The sequence below is a fragment of the Pseudomonas sp. G(2018) genome (genome assembly GCF_005502415.1).
In the GTDB taxonomy this organism is placed as follows: Bacteria; Pseudomonadota; Gammaproteobacteria; order Pseudomonadales; family Pseudomonadaceae; genus Aquipseudomonas.
Genome location: NZ_SCOO01000008.1, coordinates 181,010 through 202,289, shown reverse-complemented (window position 1 = coordinate 202,289; position 21,280 = coordinate 181,010). Strand labels below are relative to the sequence as shown.

Below are 21,280 nucleotides of genomic sequence, written 5' to 3'. Positions count from 1 at the left end.
TTTATGCGTCGTGCCCTGCTCTTCGCTTGCGCTCTGTTCGCCTTGCCCTTCGCACAGGCTGCAGACCTTCAACCTTTCTCCGCCAGCTACACCGCCGACTGGAAGCAGCTGCCCATGAGCGGCACCGCCGAGCGCAGCCTGACCAAGGAAGCCAACGGCGTCTGGAGGCTCAGCTTCAAGGCCTCGATGATGATCGCCAGCCTGTCCGAAGAAAGCACCTTGACCGTCGACAAGGACACCCTGCTGCCGCAGTCCTACCACTTTGAAAGAGGTGGCCTGGGCAAAGCGAAAAAGGCTGACCTGGATTTCGACTGGGCCGCCAAAAAAGTCACCGGCACCGACCGCGGTGACCCTGTCAACATTCCGCTCAACCGCGGCATGGTCGACAAATCCACCTATCAGCTGGCACTGCAGCATGACGTGGCCGCCGGCAAGAAGAGCATGAGCTATCAAGTCGTGGATGATGGCGAAGTCGACACCTATGACTTCCGCGTGCTGGGTTCAGAAAAGGTCGACACAAAAGCCGGCCAGATCGAAGCGATCAAGGTCGAACGCGTGCGTGACCCGACACAAAGCAAGCGCATCACCGTGCTCTGGTTCGCCAAGGATTGGGACTACCTGCTGGTCCGCCTGCAACAGGTCGAAACCGACGGCAAGGAGTACAACATCATGCTCCTGGACGGCAAGGTCAACGGCAAGACTGTCAAAGGCAGTTGAGCTACTGACACGACGAAGCCCCGCAATCGCGGGGCTTTTTTTCGCCCGGCATTCGGCAATGAAAGCGGAACGCGCCTCAAGAGGAATGCTCTATACCTTCAAGGTCTTTTTTGATCGAATGACGTTTCCTGTTGCCTGTGAGGTTTCCCATGACTGTTACCGTCAATACCGTCTCCGCCGAAGGTTTTCGCCATACCGTTCAGATCGATGACCACGAACTCTTTGCCGATGTGCCTGAATCCGCGGGAGGTGAAGGCTCGGCGCCGGAACCCCACGATTACTTCGATGCTGCGCTGGGCGCCTGCAAAGCCCTGACCCTCAAGCTGTATGCCAGGAAGAAGGGCATCCCGCTGACTGGTGTCGGCGTCGAGGTCAAACGCGACAACAGTGAAGAGCAAAAGGGCAAATACGCGCTGCACCTCAAACTGACCCTCAAGGGCGTGCTGACCGATGCACAACGTGACGAGCTGCACCGCGTGGCCGATCGCTGCCCGATCCACAAACTGATGACCAGCAGCGAAGTCAGCATCGAAACTCATTTATCCGAAGGTGCGTTCAGCCAATAGCGGCAAGGGCTGCGCAAGCGGGTTATGCTCGACCGCATCACCCGCTCAGTCTGGAACGCACCATGAACACTCCGCTCGTGATCCGCCCCCGCGCCGAAGATGTCGAAGGCCAGCCGATTCTTCGCCCGTTGCCATCCGCCAAATGCCGCAATGTCGGGCCTTTCGTATTTTTCGACCACATGCTGCAAACCCGCTACGCCGCGGGAGATGGCATGAACATCCGACAGCATCCGCACATTGGCCTGTCCACGCTCACCTACCTGTTTGAGGGGCAACTCCAGCACAAGGACAGCCTCGGTTCGGATCAAGTGGTCAACGCCGGGGATGTCAGCTGGATGACCGCCGGCAGCGCCATCGCCCACGTCGAGCGCACGCCCGAAGCCCTGAAGGAAAGCGGTTTCACGATGCACGGCTTGCAAATCTGGCTGGCCTCGCCCAAGGACCATGAACAGGGTCCGGGCCATTACAGCCACCACCCCGCGTCTACCCTGCCGGTCAGTGAAAACCTTGGCGTAAAGATCCGCATGATTGCCGGGTCAGGCTTTTGCCTGGAATCGCCGGTGCCGGTGCTTTCTCCTACGCTGTATGCCGAATTGCACCTGCAAACGGCGACGTCCTTGCTGATTCCCACCGAACATGAAGAACGTGCGCTCTATGTGTTGAGCGGCGAGGTCCAACTGGAAGGTGAATTGATAGAACCACACTCGCTGGTGGTGCTGCCCGTCGGTGAAGAGATGACGCTGTTCGCCGAGAGCGATTGTCATGCCGTGCTGTTTGGCGGAGCACCGCTGGACGGTCCGCGGCGGATCAACTGGAATTTTGTGGCAAGCGATCCAGCGCTGATCGACGAAGCGCGCCGTCGCTGGGCGGCCGGGGATTGGCCGACAGTGCCGGGGGAAGTTGAGCGGATCGAGCTGCCAAAACAGCGAAGCGAGCCCACTCCTTTGTAACTGTCTTCGGTGTGAATCACACCGCCTTCGCGAGCAGGCTCGCTCCCACAGAAGAATGCATTCCAATGTGGGAGCGAGCCGGCTCCGGGTGGCGCTCCGACGAAGAGGCCGGCACTAACACCGACCCTATAGCGGCAAAAAAGTGGTCAACCCTTGAACACTTCATCCAGCAGATTGTGCATCGAAGCGAATGCCCGGGCGGCGATCTTCGCGTCGTACATCATCATCCCCGGAACCTTGGCATGCGGGTCGGTGAACGAGTGGAAAGCCCCACCGTAGCTCAGCAACTGCCAATCCACACCGGCAGCGTTCATTTCTTCTTCGAAGGCGGGCAACTGCTCTTTCGGCACCAATGGATCGGAAGCGCCGTGCAGCACCAATACCGAGCCCTTGATGTTTTTCGCATCGTTGACGTCCGGAGTATCGAGGGTGCCGTGGAACGACACCGCCGCCTTGACCGGTGCACCGGTACGGGCAAACTCCAGGGCGCAGCAACCACCGAAGCAGAAGCCGAAGGTCGCCAGTTTCGACGTATCGACCTGCGCCTCGCCCTGCTGTTGCAACTGTTCAAAAGCCACTTGCATGCGCTTGCGCAGCAGTGCCCGGTCATTCTTCAGCGGCATCATCGCCGCGCCCGCCTCGTCGTTGTTGGTTGGACGAACCGACTGGCCGTAGAGGTCCGCGATCAGCACCACGTAGCCCTTGGCCGCCACCGACTTGGCAATCTCCTCGGCGCCGGCACCGACGCCCATCCAGTTCGGCGCCATCAGCAGACCAGGGCGCACACCTTTATGGTCGGTGTCGAAAGCCAGGCGGCTCTCGTAAGCCTGCCCGTCAATCTGGTAGACAACGGAACGTACAGTGATTTGACTCATTTCTGACTCCTGATTTTTGAACACCAGAATGAAAAAACCCGCCGAAGCGGGTTTTTCTACAACGCAGTTAAACCGACAGTTCAACCAGCAGCTTGTTGAGACGACGCACATACGCCGCCGGATCTTTCAAGCTGTCGCCGGCCGCCAGGGCCGCCTGATCGAAGAGGATGTGCGACAGGTCGCCGAAGCGCTCGTCACTCTGCTCGTTGTCGAGCTTCTCGATCAGCGGGTGAGCCGGGTTGAATTCAAAGATCGGCTTCGAATCCGGAACCTTCTGACCGCTGGCTTCCAGGATCTGGCGCATTTGCAGGCCCAGGTCTTGCTCGCCGATGGCCAGGATCGCCGGGGAATCGGTCAGGCGATGGGACACCCGCACTTCAGCAACGGATTCGCCCAGTGCAGTCTTGAGACGCTCGACCAGACCTTCCTTGGACTTGGCGACTTCTTCCGCGGCTTTTTTGTCCTCTTCCGAGTCCAGGTTGCCCAGGTCCAGGTCACCACGAGCCACATCGACAAAGCTCTTGCCGTCGAAGTCGCTGAGGTAGCTCATCAGCCACTCGTCGATACGGTCGGTCAGCAGCAGCACTTCGATGCCTTTCTTGCGGAAGACTTCCAGGTGCGGGCTGTTCTTGACCTGAGCGTAGGTTTCGCCGGTCAGGTAGTAAATCTTGTCCTGACCTTCCTTGGCGCGTGCCAGGTATTCGGCCAGGCCGACTACCTGCTCACCGTCATCACCGCTGGTCGAGGCGAAACGCAGCAGGCCGGCGATTTTCTCTTTGTTGGCGAAATCTTCTGCCGGGCCTTCTTTCATGACCTGACCGAAGTTCTTCCAGAAGCCTTTGTATTGCTCAGGCTCGTTCTTCGCCAGTTTTTCCAGCATGTCCAGCACGCGCTTGGTCAGCGCCGATTTCATGGAGTCGATGATCGGGTCTTTCTGCAGAATTTCCCGCGACACGTTCAGCGACAGGTCGTTGGAGTCGACCACGCCCTTGATGAAGCGCAGGTACAGCGGCAGGAACGACTCGGCCTGATCCATGACAAACACGCGCTGCACGTAGAGCTTCAAGCCTTTCGGCGCTTCACGCTGGTACAGGTCGAACGGCGCACGAGCCGGTACATACAGCAGCGAGCTGTATTCCAGCTTGCCTTCGACCTTGTTGTGGCTCCAGCTCAGCGGGTTTTCGAAGTCGTGAGCGATGTGCTTGTAGAACTCCTGGTATTCCTCATCCTTCACTTCAGTGCGAGGGCGAGTCCACAGGGCACTGGCGCGGTTGACGGTTTCCCATTCAACGGCCGGTTTCTCTTCACCTTCGGCAGCTGCCACTTCTTTCGGCAGCTCGATCGGCAAGGCGATGTGGTCGGAGTACTTCTTGATGATGTTACGCAGGCGCCAGCCATCGGCGAACTCGTCTTCGCCGGATTTCAGGTGAAGCACGATGCGGGTGCCGCGCTCGGCCTTGTCGATGGTGGCGACTTCGAACTCGCCTTCACCCTTGGACGACCAATGCACGCCTTCGCTGGCCGGGCTGCCGGCACGACGGCTGAATACGTCGACCTTGTCGGCGACGATGAACGCAGAATAGAAACCCACACCGAACTGACCGATCAGGTGCGAGTCTTTCTTCTGATCGCCCGACAGGTTTTTCATGAAATCGGCGGTGCCGGACTTGGCGATGGTCCCCAGGTGGGTGATCACATCTTCGCGGCTCATGCCGATGCCGTTGTCTTCGAGCGTGACGGTCTTGGCGTCCTTATCGAAGCTCACACGGATTTTCAGCTCAGCACCACCTTCCAGCAATTCAGGCTTGGCCAGCGCTTCGAAACGTAATTTGTCTACAGCGTCAGAGGCGTTCGAGATCAGTTCGCGAAGGAAAATTTCCTTGTTGGAATACAGCGAATGGATCATGAGGTGCAGCAGCTGCTTTACCTCGGTCTGGAAGCCCAGGGTTTCCTTTTGAGTTTCCACACTCATGGTCATCAAACTCCAATCAGATGGCATAAGCCGCGACCTTGAGGGTCGGCGGCGGGTTGTCATCAGAGTTGGGGGCTCCATTCAGGATTTCAAGGGCTCCTCGAGTTTGAAATGTGCCCGGGCCGTAGCGATGGCCTCACCTTCGGTGGTTTGCCAGGCCGTAACCGCCACGTTGGCCACCCGGCGTCCCTGGCGGCACACCTGGCATCGGGCCCAGGTATCGCGGAACTGCCCGGTACGAAGATAATCGAGGGAAAAGTCGATAATCTTCGGCACGCCCGGCGAGCCGGTAGCGATCAGCAGGTGCATCGCCGCAGCCAGCTCCATGAAACCGGCAATCACACCGCCGTGGATCGCAGGCAATAAAGGGTTGCCGATGTTGTCCTTGTTGGCCGGCAGACGAAACAGCAATTCATCCCCTACCCGTGAGCATTCCACTCCGATCAGCGTGGCGTAGGGCATCAGTTGCAGCAGCGAGGCGTAATCACCCTGTGCATGGGCCTGTCGCAGTTGCTCCTTGAACGTGTCGGTCATTTCTTGTCTCCAGCGATGGCACCACCAAAGCCTTTGGTGCCCTTGATGCCCTTGCCCATGCGCATGAAGGTGCCCACCACGTGGGCTATCGGTTGTTCGGGGTCATCCTGATAGGCAAAGCCGCGGGCGAAAATCACGTCGGTGGTCACCCGGTAACATTGGGCAAAGCCATAGACATCTTTATGGGGCTCGGCGGCATGCATGTAGTCGATGCGCAGATCGAGGGTCGGGCAGACTTCGAATTCCGGCAGCACGCAGAGCGTGGACATGCCGCAAGCGGTGTCCATCAGCGTGGTCAATGCGCCGCCGTGGATCACGCCGGTCTGTGGGTTGCCGACGATCTGCGGGCTGTATGGCAGAACCACTGTGAGTCCTTCACTGCTGGCGCTGTGAACGTGCAGCCCGAGGACCTGACAATGGCGCAGCGCTGACAGAAATCGCTTAGCGCGCTCAAAAAGGGGATTTTCAGCCATTTGATAAAAACTCTTGTTTAATAGTCCGGCAACGTATTAACGCCCCTGAAAAAAGTTCCACGTTAGAACAAACTTATATATCTGAACGACGTGAGGAACTTAACCCTGATGCCTGCGCTCGAAAGGCCAGTAAGATACTTTCCATCAGGAGAAACACCCCATGCGTAAGACTTTAGCTATTGCCTTGATGTTGACCGCTTCCCTCGGTCTCGCTGCTTGCGATAAAAAATCCGAGGACAAAGCTCAAGACGCTACCCAACATGCTGAACAAGCTCAGGAAAAAATGAGCGAGGCTCAGGATAAAGTGAACGAGGCGGCGAAAGAAAACGCCGAAGCCGCCAAAGCTCAGGCTGAATCGAACGAAGCAGCGGCAAAAGAAGCCGCGCCGGAAGCACCTAAGAACTAATCCGGTTTTTAGCGTGACAAAAGAAAACCCGCCAAGTGCGGGTTTTCTTTTGCCTGCAGTTTTGAATGCACTGTACGCGCTAGAGCAAAATCGCTCGAAAAGTCGGACTAATCATCAGCAATAGCGAACAGATTAAACCCACCAGCCAAATCAGACTGCGCTGCCACGCCAAGTCTTTCCAGTAACACACCAAGTAGATAACTCGCGTGATCACGAAGATGATCGCCAGCAAGTCGATGAGCCATCCTTCCGTTTGCGTGGTATGCGCCATCAACACACCCACAGCGAACAATATGAAGGCTTCGAAACTATTCTGGTGTGCCGCCACCGCGCGGGCACCCAAACCGGTGAGTTGCGCCTGCTGTTGGCGCGGCAGGTGATTGTTGTAACCACCCTGCTCTTTCATGGCCGTCGTCACGGGCATGCGCGCCACGTAAATCAGCACGGCACTGATAAACACACACCAGAACGGAATACTCATCAAGCGACCTCTTTACTCACCTCGGGCAACGGCGCCTCTGTAGGGGTATAGACCATCACGTCGAGAACGTCGGAGTGAAACTCGCGGCGATACAACACGAACACAACGCCGGCACTCATCAACATGAACAACCAGGGGCTGACGAACCAGGCCAGCATCGTCATGCCGAAGTAATAAGAACGCAGGCCGAAGTTGAACTGGTTGGCGGCCATGGAGATGACACGGGCTGCACGGGTAGCGAAGGCTTTGCGCTCCTGTTCGGAGACATGGCGCTCACCGACCATCGGCGCCGAACCCACGAGAATGGCCGCGAAGTTGTACTGACGCATGCACCAGCTGAACGTGAAGAACGCGTAGACGAACACCAGTGCCAGGCACAGCAACTTGATTTCCGACATGCCCTGGGAAGCCTGTTGCACCATCGGGATATCCGCCAGCAACGAAACGGCCCTTTCTGATGCTCCGAGTACTGTGAGAATGCCGGCCAGGATAATCAAAGTGCTGGAGGCAAAGAACGAGGCATTGCGCTCCAGGTTGCCGATCACGCTGGCGTCAGCGATGCGGTTGTCACGCAGCAGCATGCGGCGCATCCAGTCTTCGCGGTAAAGATGCAGAACGCTGGCCAGGCAGGCAGTGTCGCGGCCCTTCCATGTGGCATAGCGGGTGTATCCCCCCCAGCAGATGATGAACCAGAGCGCGGCGAGGATGTGGATCAGGTTGGCTTGGATGAACGACATGCAGGTCCTTGTGATGTAGTAACGGAACACTCAAACCTTGTGGGAGCGAGCCTGCTCGCGAAAGCGGTAGATCAATCAACATTTGCGTTGAATGAAGCGACGGCTTCGCGAACAGGCTCGCTCCCACATGGTGTTGCAGTGGTTCGACGTTAGCTCAACGGAAAAGACACCGCATCCCTCACAAAAAAAATGCCCCGCATCGATTGATACGGGGCATTTCCATTTTTTTTAGAGAGCAGCTCAAAAGCCCGCTCGTGACGGGCCAGTGAAGCTTAAGCCAGCGCTTCTTCGCGCTTGCCCAGCAAGCGATCGCAGGCCACGGCGACCACCAGGGTCATTACCGAAGGCACCAGCCACGCCAGGCCCTGCTCGCTGAGCGGCAAGTGAGCCAGCTGAGTCGGCATCCAGTCTGCCAGGCCGGCGCCCTTGAGGGCATCGATCAAGCCGAAGATGAAAGTCACCAGCATCACCGGACCGACAATGCGGCCCTGCTCATGCCAGAAGTCCTTGCAGAAGCTCAAGGCCACCAGGGCGATGCACGGCGGGTAGATCGCGGTCAGTACCGGGATCGAGAAGGCGATCAGCTTGGTCAGGCCCAGGTTAGACACCAGCAGCGAGAACGCCGCGAGGATGATCACCAGGGTCTTGTAGGACAGTGGCAGTACGCGGCTGAAGTATTCCGCGCAGGCACAGGTCAGGCCCACAGCCGTCACCAGGCACGCCAGGGATATCAGCACTGCCAGGAAACCGCTGCCCAGGGAGCCGAAGGTGTGTTGCACGTAGGCGTGCAACACCGCCGCACCGTTGGTCGCGCCGGCGGCCACTTCATGGCTGCCGGAACCAAGCCGGAACAGGCTGACATACACCAGCGCCAGGCCCACGCCGGCAATCAGGCCGGCAATGATCGCGTAACGGGTGATGAGCGCCGGCGATTCGACGCCGCGGGAGCGGATGGCGTTGACGATAACGATGCCGAATACCAGCGCCCCCAAAGTATCCATGGTCAGGTAACCGTTGATGAAACCCTGGGAGAACGGTGCTGCAACGTATTCAGGCGTTGCCTGACCAATATCACCCGCCGGCAAAGCGAATGCCGCAATGCCCAGTACCGCCAGAGCGATGATCTTCAACGGTGCGAGGAAACGACCCACGGTATCGAGCAGACGGCCTGGATAGAGCGAGATGAAGAACACCAGCAGGAAATACACTGAGCTGTAGAGGAACAGCGCCAGCGGACTTTCGCCGGTCAGCGGTGCCAGGCCCACTTCGAACGACACGGTAGCGGTACGCGGCGTGGCAAACAGTGGACCAACGGCCAGGTAGCACGCAGCCGCCAGCAGGCCACCGGCCAGCTTACCGATCGGGCTGCTCAACGCGTCCATCGCGCCACCGACCTTGGCCAGCGCGACAACGGTGATCACCGGCAGACCTACCGCCGTGACCAGAAAGCCCAGCGCCGCCATCCAGACGTTAGGCCCGGACTGCAAACCGACGATAGGCGGGAAAATGATATTGCCGGCCCCGACGAACAGGGCAAACGTCATAAAACCAAGTGCCAGGATGTCCTGACCTTTCAACACTTTCATTAAGGAAATACCACACTATTGAATCGGAATTTAGAGAGGGGTTTCCCTTATGGATGAGGGAAATGCAGTCGGTCCGTATGGGACTGACCCGTTTAGCGCGTAGCTGCCTTGTGGGCGGCGGACGCAAAAATGGCGGCTAGCCTAACGAATTTGGCCGTGAAACGCACTGTTAGAGGGCGAACATTCCGATCTACGACATTTTCGTGTCGCGTTTTTGCATGTAATTGGGCGCCGCCTGTAAGTCAGCCTTCGTGGGCAAGCCCGCGATGGCGTCCGCCCTGCCATCAAAAACCCCGAAAACGACAAAGGCCACCCGAAGGTGGCCTTTGTTTGGTAAAGCGTCAGTTAAGCGCGAGGCTTACTTGACTGCCCAACCAGTCAGCTCGGCCAGGGCCTTGCCGATGTCTGCCAGCGAACGCACGGTTTTAACGCCTGCGTCTTGCAGAGCAGCGAATTTCTCGTCTGCAGTGCCTTTGCCGCCAGAGATGATTGCGCCAGCATGGCCCATGCGCTTGCCCGGAGGAGCAGTCACACCAGCGATGTAGGAAACAACCGGCTTGGTCACGTGTGCCTTGATGTAGGCAGCCGCTTCTTCTTCAGCCGAACCGCCGATCTCACCGATCATCACGATTGCTTCGGTCTTCGGGTCTTCCTGGAACAGTTTCAGGATGTCGATGAAGTTCGAACCCGGGATCGGGTCACCACCGATGCCGACGCAAGTCGACTGACCGAAACCGGCGTCAGTAGTCTGCTTCACAGCTTCGTAGGTCAGGGTGCCGGAACGGGAAACGATACCGACCTTGCCTGGCAAGTGAATGTGACCTGGCATGATGCCGATCTTGCATTCGCCTGGAGTGATCACGCCTGGGCAGTTAGGGCCGATCAGGGTAACACCCAGCTCGTCGCACTTGACCTTGGCATCCAGCATGTCCAGGGTAGGAATGCCTTCGGTGATGCACACGATCAGCTTGATGCCGCCGAAAGCAGCTTCCAGGATCGAGTCCTTGCAGAAAGGAGCCGGAACGTAGATCACGCTGGCGGTGGCGCCAGTGGCAGCTACGGCGTCTTTCACGGTGTTGAACACTGGCAGACCCAGGTGCTCGGTGCCGCCTTTGCCTGGAGTTACACCACCCACCATCTTGGTGCCGTACTCGATGGCTTGCTGGGTGTGGAAACTACCTTGCGAACCGGTAATACCCTGGCAGATAACTTTGGTGTCTTTATTGATCAGGACGCTCATTATTTGCCCTCCGCAGCTTTGACAACTTGTTGAGCAGCGTCGGTCAGGCTGGTAGCAGCGATGATGTTCAAACCGCTTTCTGCCAGTACTTTAGCGCCCAGCTCAGCGTTGTTGCCTTCAAGGCGAACAACAACCGGGATTTTCACGCCGACTTCTTTCACTGCACCGATGATGCCTTCGGCAATCATGTCGCAACGAACGATGCCGCCGAAGATGTTGACCAATACTGCAGCGACGTTGGTGTCGGACAGGATGATCTTGAAAGCTTCGGTAACGCGTTCTTTGGTAGCACCGCCGCCCACGTCGAGGAAGTTGGCTGGCTTGCCGCCGTGCAGGTTGACGATGTCCATGGTACCCATGGCCAGACCGGCACCGTTGACCATGCAACCGATGTTGCCTTCCAGCGCTACATAGTTCAGTTCAAACTTGGCAGCGTGCGCTTCGCGCGGATCGTCCTGCGACGGATCGTGGAAAGTCTTCAGCTTAGGCTGACGGTACATGGCGTTGGCGTCGATGTTGATCTTGGCGTCCAGGCAGTGCAGATCGCCGTCAGCCTTGATCACCAGCGGGTTCACTTCCAGCAGGGCCAGATCGTGATCCTGGAACAGTTTGGCCAGACCCACGAAGATCTTGGCGAACTGGGCAACTTGCTTGCCTTCCAGACCCAGCTGGAATGCCAGCTCGCGACCCTGGAATGGCTGAGCGCCAACCAATGGATCGATAGTGGCTTTCAGAATTTTTTCTGGAGTGTCGTGAGCGATTTTCTCGATGTCCACGCCACCTTCGGTGGAAGCCATGAACACGATGCGACGGCTCGAACGGTCAACGACAGCGCCCAGGTACAGCTCTTTAGCGATATCAGTGCACGATTCAACCAGGATCTTGGTGACTGGCTGACCGTTGGCGTCAGTCTGGTAAGTCACCAGACGCTTGCCCAGCCACTGCTGTGCGAAGGCTTTGGCGTCTTCTTTGTTGCGAACCAGCTTTACGCCGCCCGCTTTACCGCGACCACCGGCGTGGACCTGGGCTTTGACAACCCACTCGCTGCCGCCGATTTTGTCGCAAGCTTCTGCTGCTGCTTCCGGGGTGTCTACCGCGTAACCGGTGGATACTGGCAGGCCGTACTCAGCGAACAGCTGCTTACCCTGATACTCGTGAAGATTCATGCTTATTACCGTCTTCGTTAGGTACTGCGCATTCGGTGCTGCACTTGTTCAAGTGCCGCACCACCTGTGACTGCTGCTTGCGTAGCCTTTCCGGATACCCGGTGCAGCTACGCAAGACTGCGTCCAGCGGACATTCCGCGGTGAGTCTTGCACGCAAGGCTCACGACGGGCCGATACCGCCGTGGTTTCTTATTGTCTTAACGCTTCTTGCGGTTGGCGATGTGGATGGCGCCGCCATTCACTGCCAAAGCAGCTTCGTGCAAGGCTTCAGACAGGGTCGGATGGGAGAAAACCATCATGCCCAGATCTTCAGCGCTGGTGCCGAATTCCATACCGATCGCGCCCTGCTGAACCAGTTCGGCAGCGCTTGGGCCAATCACGTGGACGCCCAATACGCGGTCTGTCTTGGCATCTGCGATGACCTTGACGAAACCGCCGGTATCGTTGGCAGCCATGGCACGGCCAGAGGCTGCGAACGGGAAGGTGCCGACGTTAACGTCTACGCCTTCAGCTTTCAAGGCCTGCTCGGTTTTACCGACCCACGCGATTTCCGGGTGAGTATAAATAACCGAAGGGATCAGATCATAGTTCATCTGGGCCTTGTGGCCCTTGATGCGCTCGACAACCATGATGCCCTCTTCCGACGCCTTGTGCGCCAGCATCATGCCGCGAACCACGTCACCGATGGCGTAAACGCCCGGTACGGTGGTGGCGCAGTGATCGTCAACGTGCACGAAACCGCGCTCGTCGAGGGTCACGCCGCAGTCGGCGGCCAGCAGATCAGTGGTCACCGGACGGCGACCAACGGATACGATCAGCTTGTCGAAAGTGATGTTCTGTTCGCCGTTGGCATCGGTGTAGTTCACAACGACTTCGTCGCCGTTCACTTTCGAACCGGTCACGCGAGCGCCCAGCTTGATGTCCAGACCCTGCTTGGTCAGGGTTTTCAGCGCTTCCTTGGAAACGGCTGTGTCGGCTGCCATCAGGAAGGTGTCCAGGGCTTCCAGGACAGTCACTTCAGCACCCAGGCGGGACCAGACCGAACCCAGTTCCAGACCGATCACGCCAGCGCCGATCACGCCCAGACGCTTAGGAACGGATTGGAATTCCAGTGCGCCGGTGGAGTCGACGATCACTTTCTGGTCGACCGGAGCCGGTGGAATGTCGATCGGACGCGAACCTGGAGCCAGGATCACGTTTTCGGCTTCGATGACTTCAACCGAACCGTCAGGCTTGGTGACTTCGACTTTCTTGCCGGCCAGCAGCTTGCCGTGGCCCTGGATCGAAGTAACGCCGTTGGCCTTGAACAGGGTTGCAACGCCGGAGGTCAGACCTTTGACGATGTTGGCCTTGCGGCCGACCATCGCTGGCACGTCCATGGTCACGCCAGCGTGGTTGATGCCGTGGATCGCGAAGCCATCCTGCGCTTCGTGGAATTTCCACGAGCTGTCCAGCAGGGCTTTCGACGGAATGCAGCCGACGTTCAGGCAGGTACCGCCCAGCGCCAGTTTGCCTTCCTTGTCGGTGTACTTCTCGATGCAGGCCGTGGTGAGACCCAGTTGCGCGGCCTTGATGGCAGCAACATAGCCGCCAGGGCCCGCACCGATCACTACTACGTCAAATTTCTGCGACATTCAAAAAATCCTCTTGAGCGAAAAGCTTCAAGCCGCAAGCCACAAGCCAAACTGCCTTTACTTGCAGCTTGTAGCTTGCAGCTCGCGACTGCTTCTATCAGATATCCAGCAACAGACGAGCCGGGTCTTCCAGCAGGTTCTTGATGGTCACCAGGAAGGTCACAGCTTCTTTGCCATCGATCAGACGGTGATCGTAGGACAGCGCCAGGTACATCATCGGACGGATAACGACCTGGCCGTTGATCGCCATAGGACGCTGGATGATGTTGTGCATGCCCAGAATCGCAGCCTGCGGCGGGTTGACGATAGGGGTCGACATCATCGAACCGAAAGTACCGCCGTTGGTGATGGTGAACGTACCGCCAGTCATTTCTTCCATCGACAGTTTGCCGTCACGGGCTTTCTTGCCGAAAGTAGCGATGCCGCCTTCGATTTCAGCCAGGCTCATCAGCTCGGCGTTACGCAGAACCGGAACAACCAGGCCGCGGTCGCTGGAAACAGCAACACCGACGTCAGCGTAGCCGTGGTAAACGATGTCCGCACCGTCGATCGACGCGTTGACAGCCGGGAAGCGTTTCAGCGCTTCGGTAGCGGCTTTCACGAAGAACGACATGAAGCCCAGGCGCACACCGTTGTGGGACTTCTCGAACAGATCCTTGTACTTCGAACGCAGGGCCATGACTTCGGTCATGTCGACTTCGTTGAAAGTGGTCAGCATCGCCATGTTCGATTGAGCTTCAACCAAACGCTCGGCAACCTTGGCACGCAGACGGGTCATCGGAACGCGTTTTTCAACGCGGTCGCCGGCAGCGAATACCGGAGCAGCAGCGGCAGGTGCGGCAGCCTTGGCAGGCGCAGCAGCCGGAGCGGCTTTCTTGGCGGCAACGGCTGCAACCACGTCTTCCTTGGTCACACGACCGCCTTTGCCGGTACCGGCAACGGAAGCGATGTTGATACCGTTTTCTTCAGCCAGCTTGCGAGCAGCCGGGGCAGCAACAGGATCATCTTCGCCTTCGGCAGCCGGAGCAGCGGCTTGAGCAGCGGCGGCCGGGGCAGCAGCTGGAGCAGCGGCGGCAGCGCCACCTTCAACGATCGAGCCCAGCACTTCGTCGGACAGAACGGTGTCGCCTTCGTTCTTGACGATAGCGCCCAGCACGCCGTCAGCAGTGGCCAGAACTTCCAGTACGACTTTGTCGGTCTCGATGTCGACGATCAGTTCGTCACGCTTGACGGCGTCGCCCGGTTGTTTGTGCCAGGTGGCAACGGTGCCATCGGCAACCGATTCCGGGAAAGTGGGGGCTTTGATCTCGATAGCCATTATCTGTGGTTCCTTAAATTCGGTTTCAGGTGCGCGAAGGCATTAAACGGTAAAGGCGTCTTGCAGCAGTTGTTCCTGCTGCTCGGCGTGCATCGATGCGTAACCACATGCTGGTGCAGCAGAAGCCTCACGGCCCGCGTACTCGAGTACGAGAGACTTGTTGAGGTTGCTGATGCTGCGACGCATATGGTGCTGGCTGCTGTACCACGCGCCCTGGTTCATCGGCTCTTCCTGGCACCAGACGGCATGTTTGGCGTTGGTGTACGGAGCCAGGACTTCGTTCAAGTCGTCCTCAGGGAATGGGTACAGCTGCTCAATACGCACGATGGCGATATCGTCACGGCCTTCGGCACGGCGTTTTTCCAGCAGGTCGTAGTAGACCTTGCCGCTGCACAGAACAACGCGCTCGACCTTTTTCGGGTCCAGGGCATCGATTTCCGGGATAACGGTCTGGAACGAACCTTCGGCCAGGTCTTCCAGGGTCGAGATGGCCAACTTGTGACGCAGCAGCGACTTCGGAGTCAGGACTACCAATGGTTTGCGCAGCGGGCGAATCACCTGACGGCGCAGCAAGTGATAGATCTGAGCCGGCGTCGTCGGCATGCACACCTGAATGTTGTGCTCGGCGCACAGTTGCAGGTAACGCTCCAGACGAGCCGAGGAGTGCTCCGGCCCCTGACCTTCATAACCGTGCGGCAGCAGCATGGTCAGACCGCACAGGCGGCCCCACTTGTGCTCGCCACTGGTGATGAACTGGTCGATAACCACCTGGGCACCGTTGGCGAAGTCGCCGAACTGGGCTTCCCAGATAACCAGGGCGTTTGGCGTGGTGGTCGAATAACCGTATTCGAACGCCAGCACTGCCTCTTCGGACAGGAACGAGTCGTACAGGTCGAAGCGTGGCTGACCGTCGTACAGGTTCTGCAACGGCACGTAAGTGCCCGCATCCTTCTGGTTGTGCAACACGGCATGACGGTGCGAGAACGTACCGCGGCCGATGTCCTGGCCGGTCATGCGGATCGGGTGACCTTCGAACGCCAGGGTCGCGTACGCCATGGTTTCGGCGTAACCCCAGTTGATCGGCAGGCCGCCGGCTTGCATCTTCTGACGGTCTTCGTAGATCTTGGCAACCTGGCGCTGAACCACGAAGCCTTCCGGAATTTCCAGCAGCTTGGCGGACAGTTCCTGCAGGGTCTTCAGGTCGAAGCGAGTGTCGTGACGCGCGGTCCAGGCGTGGCCCAGATACGGACGCCAATCCACGAACAGCTCTTTGTTCGGCTCTTTGACCAGGCTTTTCACCACGTGCAGACCGTTGTCCAGCGCGTTGCGGTATTCGTCGACTTTCGCCTGAACGCGTTCTGCGTCCATCACACCGCTCTGGGTCAGACGATCGGCATACAGCTCACGAGTGGTGCGCTGCTTGGTGATCTGCTGATACATCAGTGGCTGGGTGCCGCTAGGTTCGTCCGCCTCGTTGTGGCCGCGACGACGGTAGCAGACCAGATCGATCACCACATCACGCTTGAACTGCATGCGGTAGTCGATGGCCAGCTGGGTCACGAACAATACGGCTTCCGGATCATCACCATTTACATGGAGGATCGGCGCCTGGATCATTTTCGCGACGTCGGTAGCGTACTCGGTGGAGCGCGAGTCCAGCGGGTTGCTGATGGTGAAACCGACCTGGTTGTTGATCACGATGTGCACGGTGCCGCCGGTCTTGAAACCGCGGGTCTGCGACATCTGGAAGGTTTCCATCACCACGCCTTGACCGGCGAATGCCGCGTCACCGTGGATGGAGATCGGCAGAACCTTCTCACCGGTAGGATCGTTGCGACGATCCTGACGGGCGCGAACGGAACCCTCTACCACTGGAGATACGATTTCCAGGTGGGACGGGTTGAACGCCATGGCCAGGTGAACTTCACCGCCGGTGGTCATCACGTTGGACGAGAAGCCCTGGTGGTATTTAACGTCACCGGAACCCAGCTCGACCTTTTTCTTGCCTTCGAACTCGTCGAACAGCTCGCGCGGGTTTTTGCCGAAGGTGTTGACCAGCACGTTCAGACGGCCACGGTGGGCCATGCCGATGACGATTTCCTTGGTGCCGTAGGAACCGGAACGCTGGATCAGCTCGTCGAGCATTGGAATCAGGCTCTCGCCGCCTTCCAGACCGAAACGCTTGGTGCCCGGGTATTTGGTACCCAGGTATTTTTCCAGGCCTTCGCCGGCAGTGACGCGTTCAAGCAGGTGGCTCTTGATGTCGGCGGAGTACGTCGGACGGCCACGCACGCTTTCCAGACGCTGCTGGAACCACTGGCGCTGCTGGGAATCGGTGATATGCGTGAATTCAGCGCCGATGGTGCGGCAATATGTCTGCTGCAACGCTTCGTGAATTTCGCGTAGGCTCGCTTCCTCTTTGCCGATGAACAGGTCGCCGGCACGGAAGGTCGTATCAAGATCGGCATTGGTCAAGCCGTAATGATTGATCGACAGGTCTGCAGGTGCAGTACGCTGCCACAGCCCCAGCGGGTCAAGCTGGGCTGCCTGGTGGCCACGCATACGGTAGGCCTGGATCAATCGCAGCACTTCAACTTGCTTCTTTTCGTGCTCACTACTCACGCTGCCGGCGGAAACCGGTTGGGCGCGGCGCTGGTTCTTTGCCAGCAAGACGAAATGATCGCGAATTGTGGAGTGCGAAACATCGGTGGCAGAGTTGCCGTCGGCAGGCAACTTCTGGAAGTAGGTGCGCCACTCTTCTGGCACAGCGTTAGGGTCGTGCAGGTAGAGCTCGTAGAGCTCTTCCACATAGGCAGCGTTACTACCGGATAGGTAGGCGCTGTTCCACATGCGCTGCATCACGCTTTCTTGCATGCTTGGTCACCCTCGGTTAGGGGAACACCACCGGTGTCGACACCGAGCAAACTTGCAGAAGTCCAAATGCAGCGACCAAAACAAGCCACTAGGATCACACTGATAGTCCGGGTACCAGCCCGGATGCCCCTGCTTGTCTCATTTCTTCAAAGTAAGAGCCGCAGCCTTTTAAGCTGCCGCTCTGGTTATAGCCAGGACGCGGGTTGAAGCCCGCGCCTTAGCCTCTACGTTTACAGCGGCACTACATTTACAACAGCTGAGTTACAGCAGCTGAATCACACGCCGCTGGAGAGCAGCATGTGACGGATGTGACCGATGGCCTTAGTCGGGTTCAGGCCTTTCGGACATACGTTGACGCAGTTCATGATCCCGCGGCAGCGGAATACGCTGAACGGGTCATCCAGCGAAGCCAGACGCTCGGCCGTCTTGGTGTCGCGGCTGTCTGCCAGGAAGCGGTACGCTTGCAGCAGGGCAGCTGGACCCAGGAACTTGTCCGGGTTCCACCAGAAGGACGGGCAAGAGGTCGAGCAGCAAGCGCACAGGATGCACTCGTACAGACCGTCGAGCTTTTCACGCTCTTCAGGGGACTGCAGACGCTCGATGGCCGGAGCCGGCGTGTCGTTCTGCAGGAATGGCTTAACCTTCTCGTATTGCTTGTAGAAGATGCTCATATCGACAACCAGGTCACGGATAACCGGCAAACCTGGCAGAGGACGAACGATCAACTTGTTACCTTTTACAACGGCGGACAGCGGCGTGATGCACGCCAGGCCGTTCTTGCCGTTGATGTTCATGCCGTCGGAGCCGCAAACGCCTTCACGGCAGGAGCGACGATAGGAGAAACCTTCGTCCTGCTCTTTGATCAGCGCCAGCACGTCCAGCACCATCAGGTCTTTACCACCGGTATCGACCTGGAATTCCTGCATGAACGGCGCAGCGTCCTGATCAGGGTTGTAACGATAAACACTGACTTGCAACATGGCGGCCACCCTTAATAAGTCCGAATCTTAGGTTCAAAAGTCGGAACAGTCTTCGGCGAGAAGTTCACTGCACGCTTGGCAACGCGCTTCTCACCCGGGAAGTACAGGGTGTGGCACAGCCAGTTTTCGTCGTCACGGTCTTCGAAGTCTTCACGAGCGTGAGCGCCGCGGGACTCTTTGCGCACTTCTGCAGCGATGGCGGTCGCTTCAGCCACTTCCAGCAGGTTTTGCAGTTCCAGCGCTTCGATACGCGCCGTGTTGAACGCCTGCGACTTGTCGTTGATCTTGACGTTGGCGATACGTGTACGCAGATCAGCCAGCTGGGCAATACCCTTCTGCATGTATTCGCCGGTACGGAATACACCGAAGTAGTTCTGCATGCAGCTTTGCAGCTCGCGGCGCAGGGTGGCGACGTCTTCGCCTTCGGTACGCTCGTTCAGAGCGGACAGACGCGAGAGGGCCGCATTGATGTCGGCGTCGGTGGCGTCGTCGTATTCGATACCGTCGGTCAGGGCTTTTTCCAGGTGCAGACCAGCCGCGCGACCGAATACCACCAGGTCGAGCAACGAGTTGCCGCCCAGACGGTTGGCACCGTGAACCGATACGCAAGCCACTTCACCCACTGCGAACAGACCAGGGATGATGGTGTCGACGCCGTCGGCATCCTGAGTGATTGCCTGGCCATGAATGTTGGTGGCAACGCCGCCCATCATATAGTGGCAAGTCGGAACAACCGGAACAGGCGCAACAACCGGGTCAACGTGAGCGAAGGTTTTAGACAGTTCGCAGATGCCTGGCAGACGGCTGTGCAGCACTTCCTCGCCCAGATGGTCGAGCTTGAGCATTACGTGGTCGCCGTTCGGACCGCAGCCGTTGCCGGCAATGATCTCTTTAACCATCGAACGGGCAACAACGTCACGACCCGCCAGGTCTTTCGCGTTCGGAGCATAACGCTCCATGAAACGCTCGCCGTGCTTGTTGATCAGGTAACCACCTTCACCACGGCAACCTTCGGTCACCAGTACACCGGCGCCGGCGATGCCGGTCGGGTGGAACTGCCACATTTCGATATCTTGTACCGGTACGCCTGCACGCAGGGCCATGCCGACGCCGTCACCGGTGTTGATCAGGGCGTTGGTGGTCGAGGCGTAGATACGACCTGCACCGCCGGTCGCCAGCACGGTGGCTTTCGAACGGATGTAGGTGGTTTCGCCGGTTTCGATGCAGATGGCGATAACGCCAACAAACGCGCCGTCCTGGTTTTTCACTAGGTCAACAGCGTAGTACTCGTTCAGGAACGTGGTACCGGCTTTCAGGTTGCCCTGATAAAGGGTGTGCAGCAGTGCGTGACCGGTACGGTCGGAAGCGGCGCAAGTACGGGCAGCCTGCCCGCCTTTACCGTAATCCTTGGACTGACCGCCGAACGGACGCTGGTAGATACGGCCGGTTTCGGTACGCGAGAACGGCAGACCCATGTGGTCCAGCTCGAAAACGGCAGCCGGGCCTTCCTGACACATGTATTCGATAGCGTCTTGGTCACCGATGTAGTCGGAACCCTTGACGGTATCGTACATGTGCCAGCGCCAGTCATCGTTCGGGTCGGCCGACGCGATGGCGCAGGTGATGCCGCCCTGTGCCGACACAGTGTGCGAACGGGTCGGGAACACCTTGGTGATCACGGCAGTCTTGTGGCCGCCTTGCGCCAGTTGCAGCGCTGCGCGCATGCCGGCACCGCCGCCACCAATAATGATGGCGTCGAAAGAAATCGTTGGAATGTTAGCCATGAATCAGATACCCCAGAGAATCTGCACACCCCAGACGAAGTAAGCGAACATCGCAACGCCGCATACCGACTGGAAAAGGAAACGTACTGCGGTCGCGGACTTGCCCAGCGCCATCGGCGTCAGGTAGTCGGTCGCGACGGTCCACATGCCAACCCAGGCGTGAACACCCAGGGCAACGAGGGCCAGCAGACTGAAGATACGCATCCCGTTGTGGTCGAACAGGGCATGCCATTGGTCGTAGCCAATGCCCGGGTTCGCAGCGATGTATCCGATCAGGAAGATGAAATAAGCCGCGAGAACAACCGCAGACACACGTTGTGCCATCCAGTCATAGAGGCCCGAACGCGACAGGTTCGTAACGCTGGTTACCATATCCAAACTCCCGCCAGAATGATCAGCACCGCAGACACGGCGATAATGATTTTCGAGCCCAGCGTGCCGCCTTCCAGCGTCTCACCGATGCCCATGTCCATAATCATGTGGCGCACACCGGCTACCAGGTGATACAGGAGAGCGGACAGGAGGCCCCATGCTACGAACTTGGCCAGAGGGCTGGTCAAGGTTGCCTTCACGTCGGCAAAACCTTCCTCGGAACCCAGGGATTTGCCCAATGCATAAAGCATGAAGCCCAGGCCCAGGAAGAGGATGATGCCGGAAACACGGTGAAGAAACGACGTAACGCCGGTGATGGGGAGTTTGATGGTCCTTAGGTCTAGGTTTACAGGTCGTTGGCTTTTCACGGCTTTTTTTCACACTGAAGAGCCCCTAACAATCAGGGCAAAGTTGTTGGGGAGTGCACTGGTCAGGTAACCACCACCCAGGGATGCGACCCCCAATAAAGCAGGCCCAAAAGCCCTTGGCGGTCGGTGGCCGAGTATAGACAGTTAGGCTACTAATGACAACGCAAACACCTAGCCCAAATAGCTGATTGCACAACGCGTATAAAAGGCGTAAATGGCAGGCAATTTCGAGAAAAAAGTCGGGTTA

20 protein-coding genes are annotated in these 21,280 nt (G+C 58.2%); 4 read left to right on the top strand and 16 right to left on the bottom strand.

Translation table 11 applies throughout. The annotated features are described in order from the left end of the window. The first annotated feature begins 3 nt into the window (after window positions 1-3). The 3 genes from FFS64_RS11330 (at window position 4) to FFS64_RS11320 (ending at window position 2,233) form a co-directional block, all read left to right on the top strand. On the top strand, window positions 4-717 hold the full coding sequence (locus tag FFS64_RS11330; RefSeq protein WP_095195640.1) for a DUF3108 domain-containing protein: 714 nt from the start codon (window positions 4-6) through the stop codon (window positions 715-717). A 149-nt stretch (window positions 718-866) separates the two neighbouring features. Continuing rightward, window positions 867-1,283, top strand: coding sequence for an OsmC family protein (locus FFS64_RS11325; protein ID WP_137805444.1), 417 nt, complete (start codon window positions 867-869; stop codon window positions 1,281-1,283). A gap of 62 nt (window positions 1,284-1,345) precedes the next feature. Further along, complete coding sequence (locus tag FFS64_RS11320) at window positions 1,346-2,233, top strand: pirin family protein (RefSeq protein WP_137805443.1); 888 nt, start codon at window positions 1,346-1,348, stop codon at window positions 2,231-2,233. Window positions 2,234-2,379: 146 nt separating this feature from the next. Here the strand turns inward: FFS64_RS11320 and FFS64_RS11315 are convergent, their stop codons facing one another. The 4 genes from FFS64_RS11315 to FFS64_RS11300 form a co-directional block, all read right to left on the bottom strand. Beyond that, entirely contained in the window at window positions 2,380-3,108 is a 729-nt protein-coding gene (locus FFS64_RS11315; protein WP_137805442.1) for a dienelactone hydrolase family protein, read from the bottom strand. A 67-nt stretch (window positions 3,109-3,175) separates the two neighbouring features. Continuing rightward, complete coding sequence (gene htpG, locus FFS64_RS11310) at window positions 3,176-5,080, bottom strand: molecular chaperone HtpG (protein WP_137805441.1); 1,905 nt, start codon at window positions 5,078-5,080, stop codon at window positions 3,176-3,178. An 81-nt stretch (window positions 5,081-5,161) separates the two neighbouring features. After that, window positions 5,162-5,614 (bottom strand): PaaI family thioesterase, encoded by a 453-nt coding sequence (locus tag FFS64_RS11305; protein ID WP_137805440.1) that lies wholly within the window; start codon window positions 5,612-5,614, stop codon window positions 5,162-5,164. Further along, entirely contained in the window at window positions 5,611-6,087 is a 477-nt protein-coding gene (locus FFS64_RS11300; protein ID WP_137805439.1) for a PaaI family thioesterase, read from the bottom strand. Before FFS64_RS11300 ends, FFS64_RS11305 begins: the two co-directional genes overlap by 4 nt. A gap of 160 nt (window positions 6,088-6,247) precedes the next feature. Between FFS64_RS11300 and FFS64_RS11295 the strand changes: the two genes are divergently transcribed. Then, window positions 6,248-6,493, top strand: a complete 246-nt coding sequence (locus FFS64_RS11295; RefSeq protein WP_095195646.1) for a hypothetical protein — start codon at window positions 6,248-6,250, stop codon at window positions 6,491-6,493. A 79-nt stretch (window positions 6,494-6,572) separates the two neighbouring features. On the opposite strand, the gene FFS64_RS11290 is transcribed toward FFS64_RS11295, so the two are convergent. The 12 genes from FFS64_RS11290 to sdhC all read right to left on the bottom strand — a co-directional run bounded on the left by FFS64_RS11290 (window position 6,573) and on the right by sdhC (window position 21,033). Further along, complete coding sequence (locus FFS64_RS11290) at window positions 6,573-6,974, bottom strand: MAPEG family protein (protein WP_137805438.1); 402 nt, start codon at window positions 6,972-6,974, stop codon at window positions 6,573-6,575. Further along, entirely contained in the window at window positions 6,974-7,711 is a 738-nt protein-coding gene (locus tag FFS64_RS11285) for a DUF599 domain-containing protein (protein ID WP_137805437.1), read from the bottom strand. Before FFS64_RS11285 ends, FFS64_RS11290 begins: the two co-directional genes overlap by 1 nt. A 272-nt stretch (window positions 7,712-7,983) precedes the next feature. Next, a complete protein-coding gene (brnQ, locus tag FFS64_RS11280) occupies window positions 7,984-9,297 on the bottom strand; it encodes a branched-chain amino acid transport system II carrier protein (protein WP_137805436.1) in 1,314 nt (437 codons plus the stop codon). A gap of 358 nt (window positions 9,298-9,655) precedes the next feature. Continuing rightward, on the bottom strand, window positions 9,656-10,537 hold the full coding sequence (gene sucD / locus FFS64_RS11275) for a succinate--CoA ligase subunit alpha (RefSeq protein ID WP_003223019.1): 882 nt from the start codon (window positions 10,535-10,537) through the stop codon (window positions 9,656-9,658). After that, a complete protein-coding gene (sucC, locus tag FFS64_RS11270; RefSeq protein WP_003223015.1) occupies window positions 10,537-11,703 on the bottom strand; it encodes an ADP-forming succinate--CoA ligase subunit beta in 1,167 nt (388 codons plus the stop codon). Before sucC ends, sucD begins: the two co-directional genes overlap by 1 nt. A 197-nt stretch (window positions 11,704-11,900) precedes the next feature. Next, a complete protein-coding gene (gene lpdA / locus FFS64_RS11265) occupies window positions 11,901-13,337 on the bottom strand; it encodes a dihydrolipoyl dehydrogenase (RefSeq protein WP_137805435.1) in 1,437 nt (478 codons plus the stop codon). Between the two features lie 97 nt (window positions 13,338-13,434). Further along, window positions 13,435-14,655: a 2-oxoglutarate dehydrogenase complex dihydrolipoyllysine-residue succinyltransferase gene (odhB, locus tag FFS64_RS11260; RefSeq protein WP_095195651.1), complete on the bottom strand. Its 1,221-nt coding sequence runs from the start codon at window positions 14,653-14,655 to the stop codon at window positions 13,435-13,437. Window positions 14,656-14,697: 42 nt separating this feature from the next. After that, window positions 14,698-17,529, bottom strand: a complete 2,832-nt coding sequence (locus tag FFS64_RS11255; protein ID WP_137805434.1) for a 2-oxoglutarate dehydrogenase E1 component — start codon at window positions 17,527-17,529, stop codon at window positions 14,698-14,700. Between the two features lie 275 nt (window positions 17,530-17,804). Then, on the bottom strand, window positions 17,805-18,509 hold the full coding sequence (locus FFS64_RS11250) for a succinate dehydrogenase iron-sulfur subunit (protein WP_095195653.1): 705 nt from the start codon (window positions 18,507-18,509) through the stop codon (window positions 17,805-17,807). 11 nt (window positions 18,510-18,520) lie between these two features. Further along, a complete protein-coding gene (sdhA, locus tag FFS64_RS11245) occupies window positions 18,521-20,293 on the bottom strand; it encodes a succinate dehydrogenase flavoprotein subunit (protein WP_137805433.1) in 1,773 nt (590 codons plus the stop codon). Window positions 20,294-20,296: 3 nt separating this feature from the next. Then, window positions 20,297-20,665: a succinate dehydrogenase, hydrophobic membrane anchor protein gene (gene sdhD / locus FFS64_RS11240; RefSeq protein ID WP_095195655.1), complete on the bottom strand. Its 369-nt coding sequence runs from the start codon at window positions 20,663-20,665 to the stop codon at window positions 20,297-20,299. Beyond that, complete coding sequence (gene sdhC, locus FFS64_RS11235; protein WP_083348457.1) at window positions 20,659-21,033, bottom strand: succinate dehydrogenase, cytochrome b556 subunit; 375 nt, start codon at window positions 21,031-21,033, stop codon at window positions 20,659-20,661. Before sdhC ends, sdhD begins: the two co-directional genes overlap by 7 nt. Window positions 21,034-21,280: the final 247 nt, after the last annotated feature.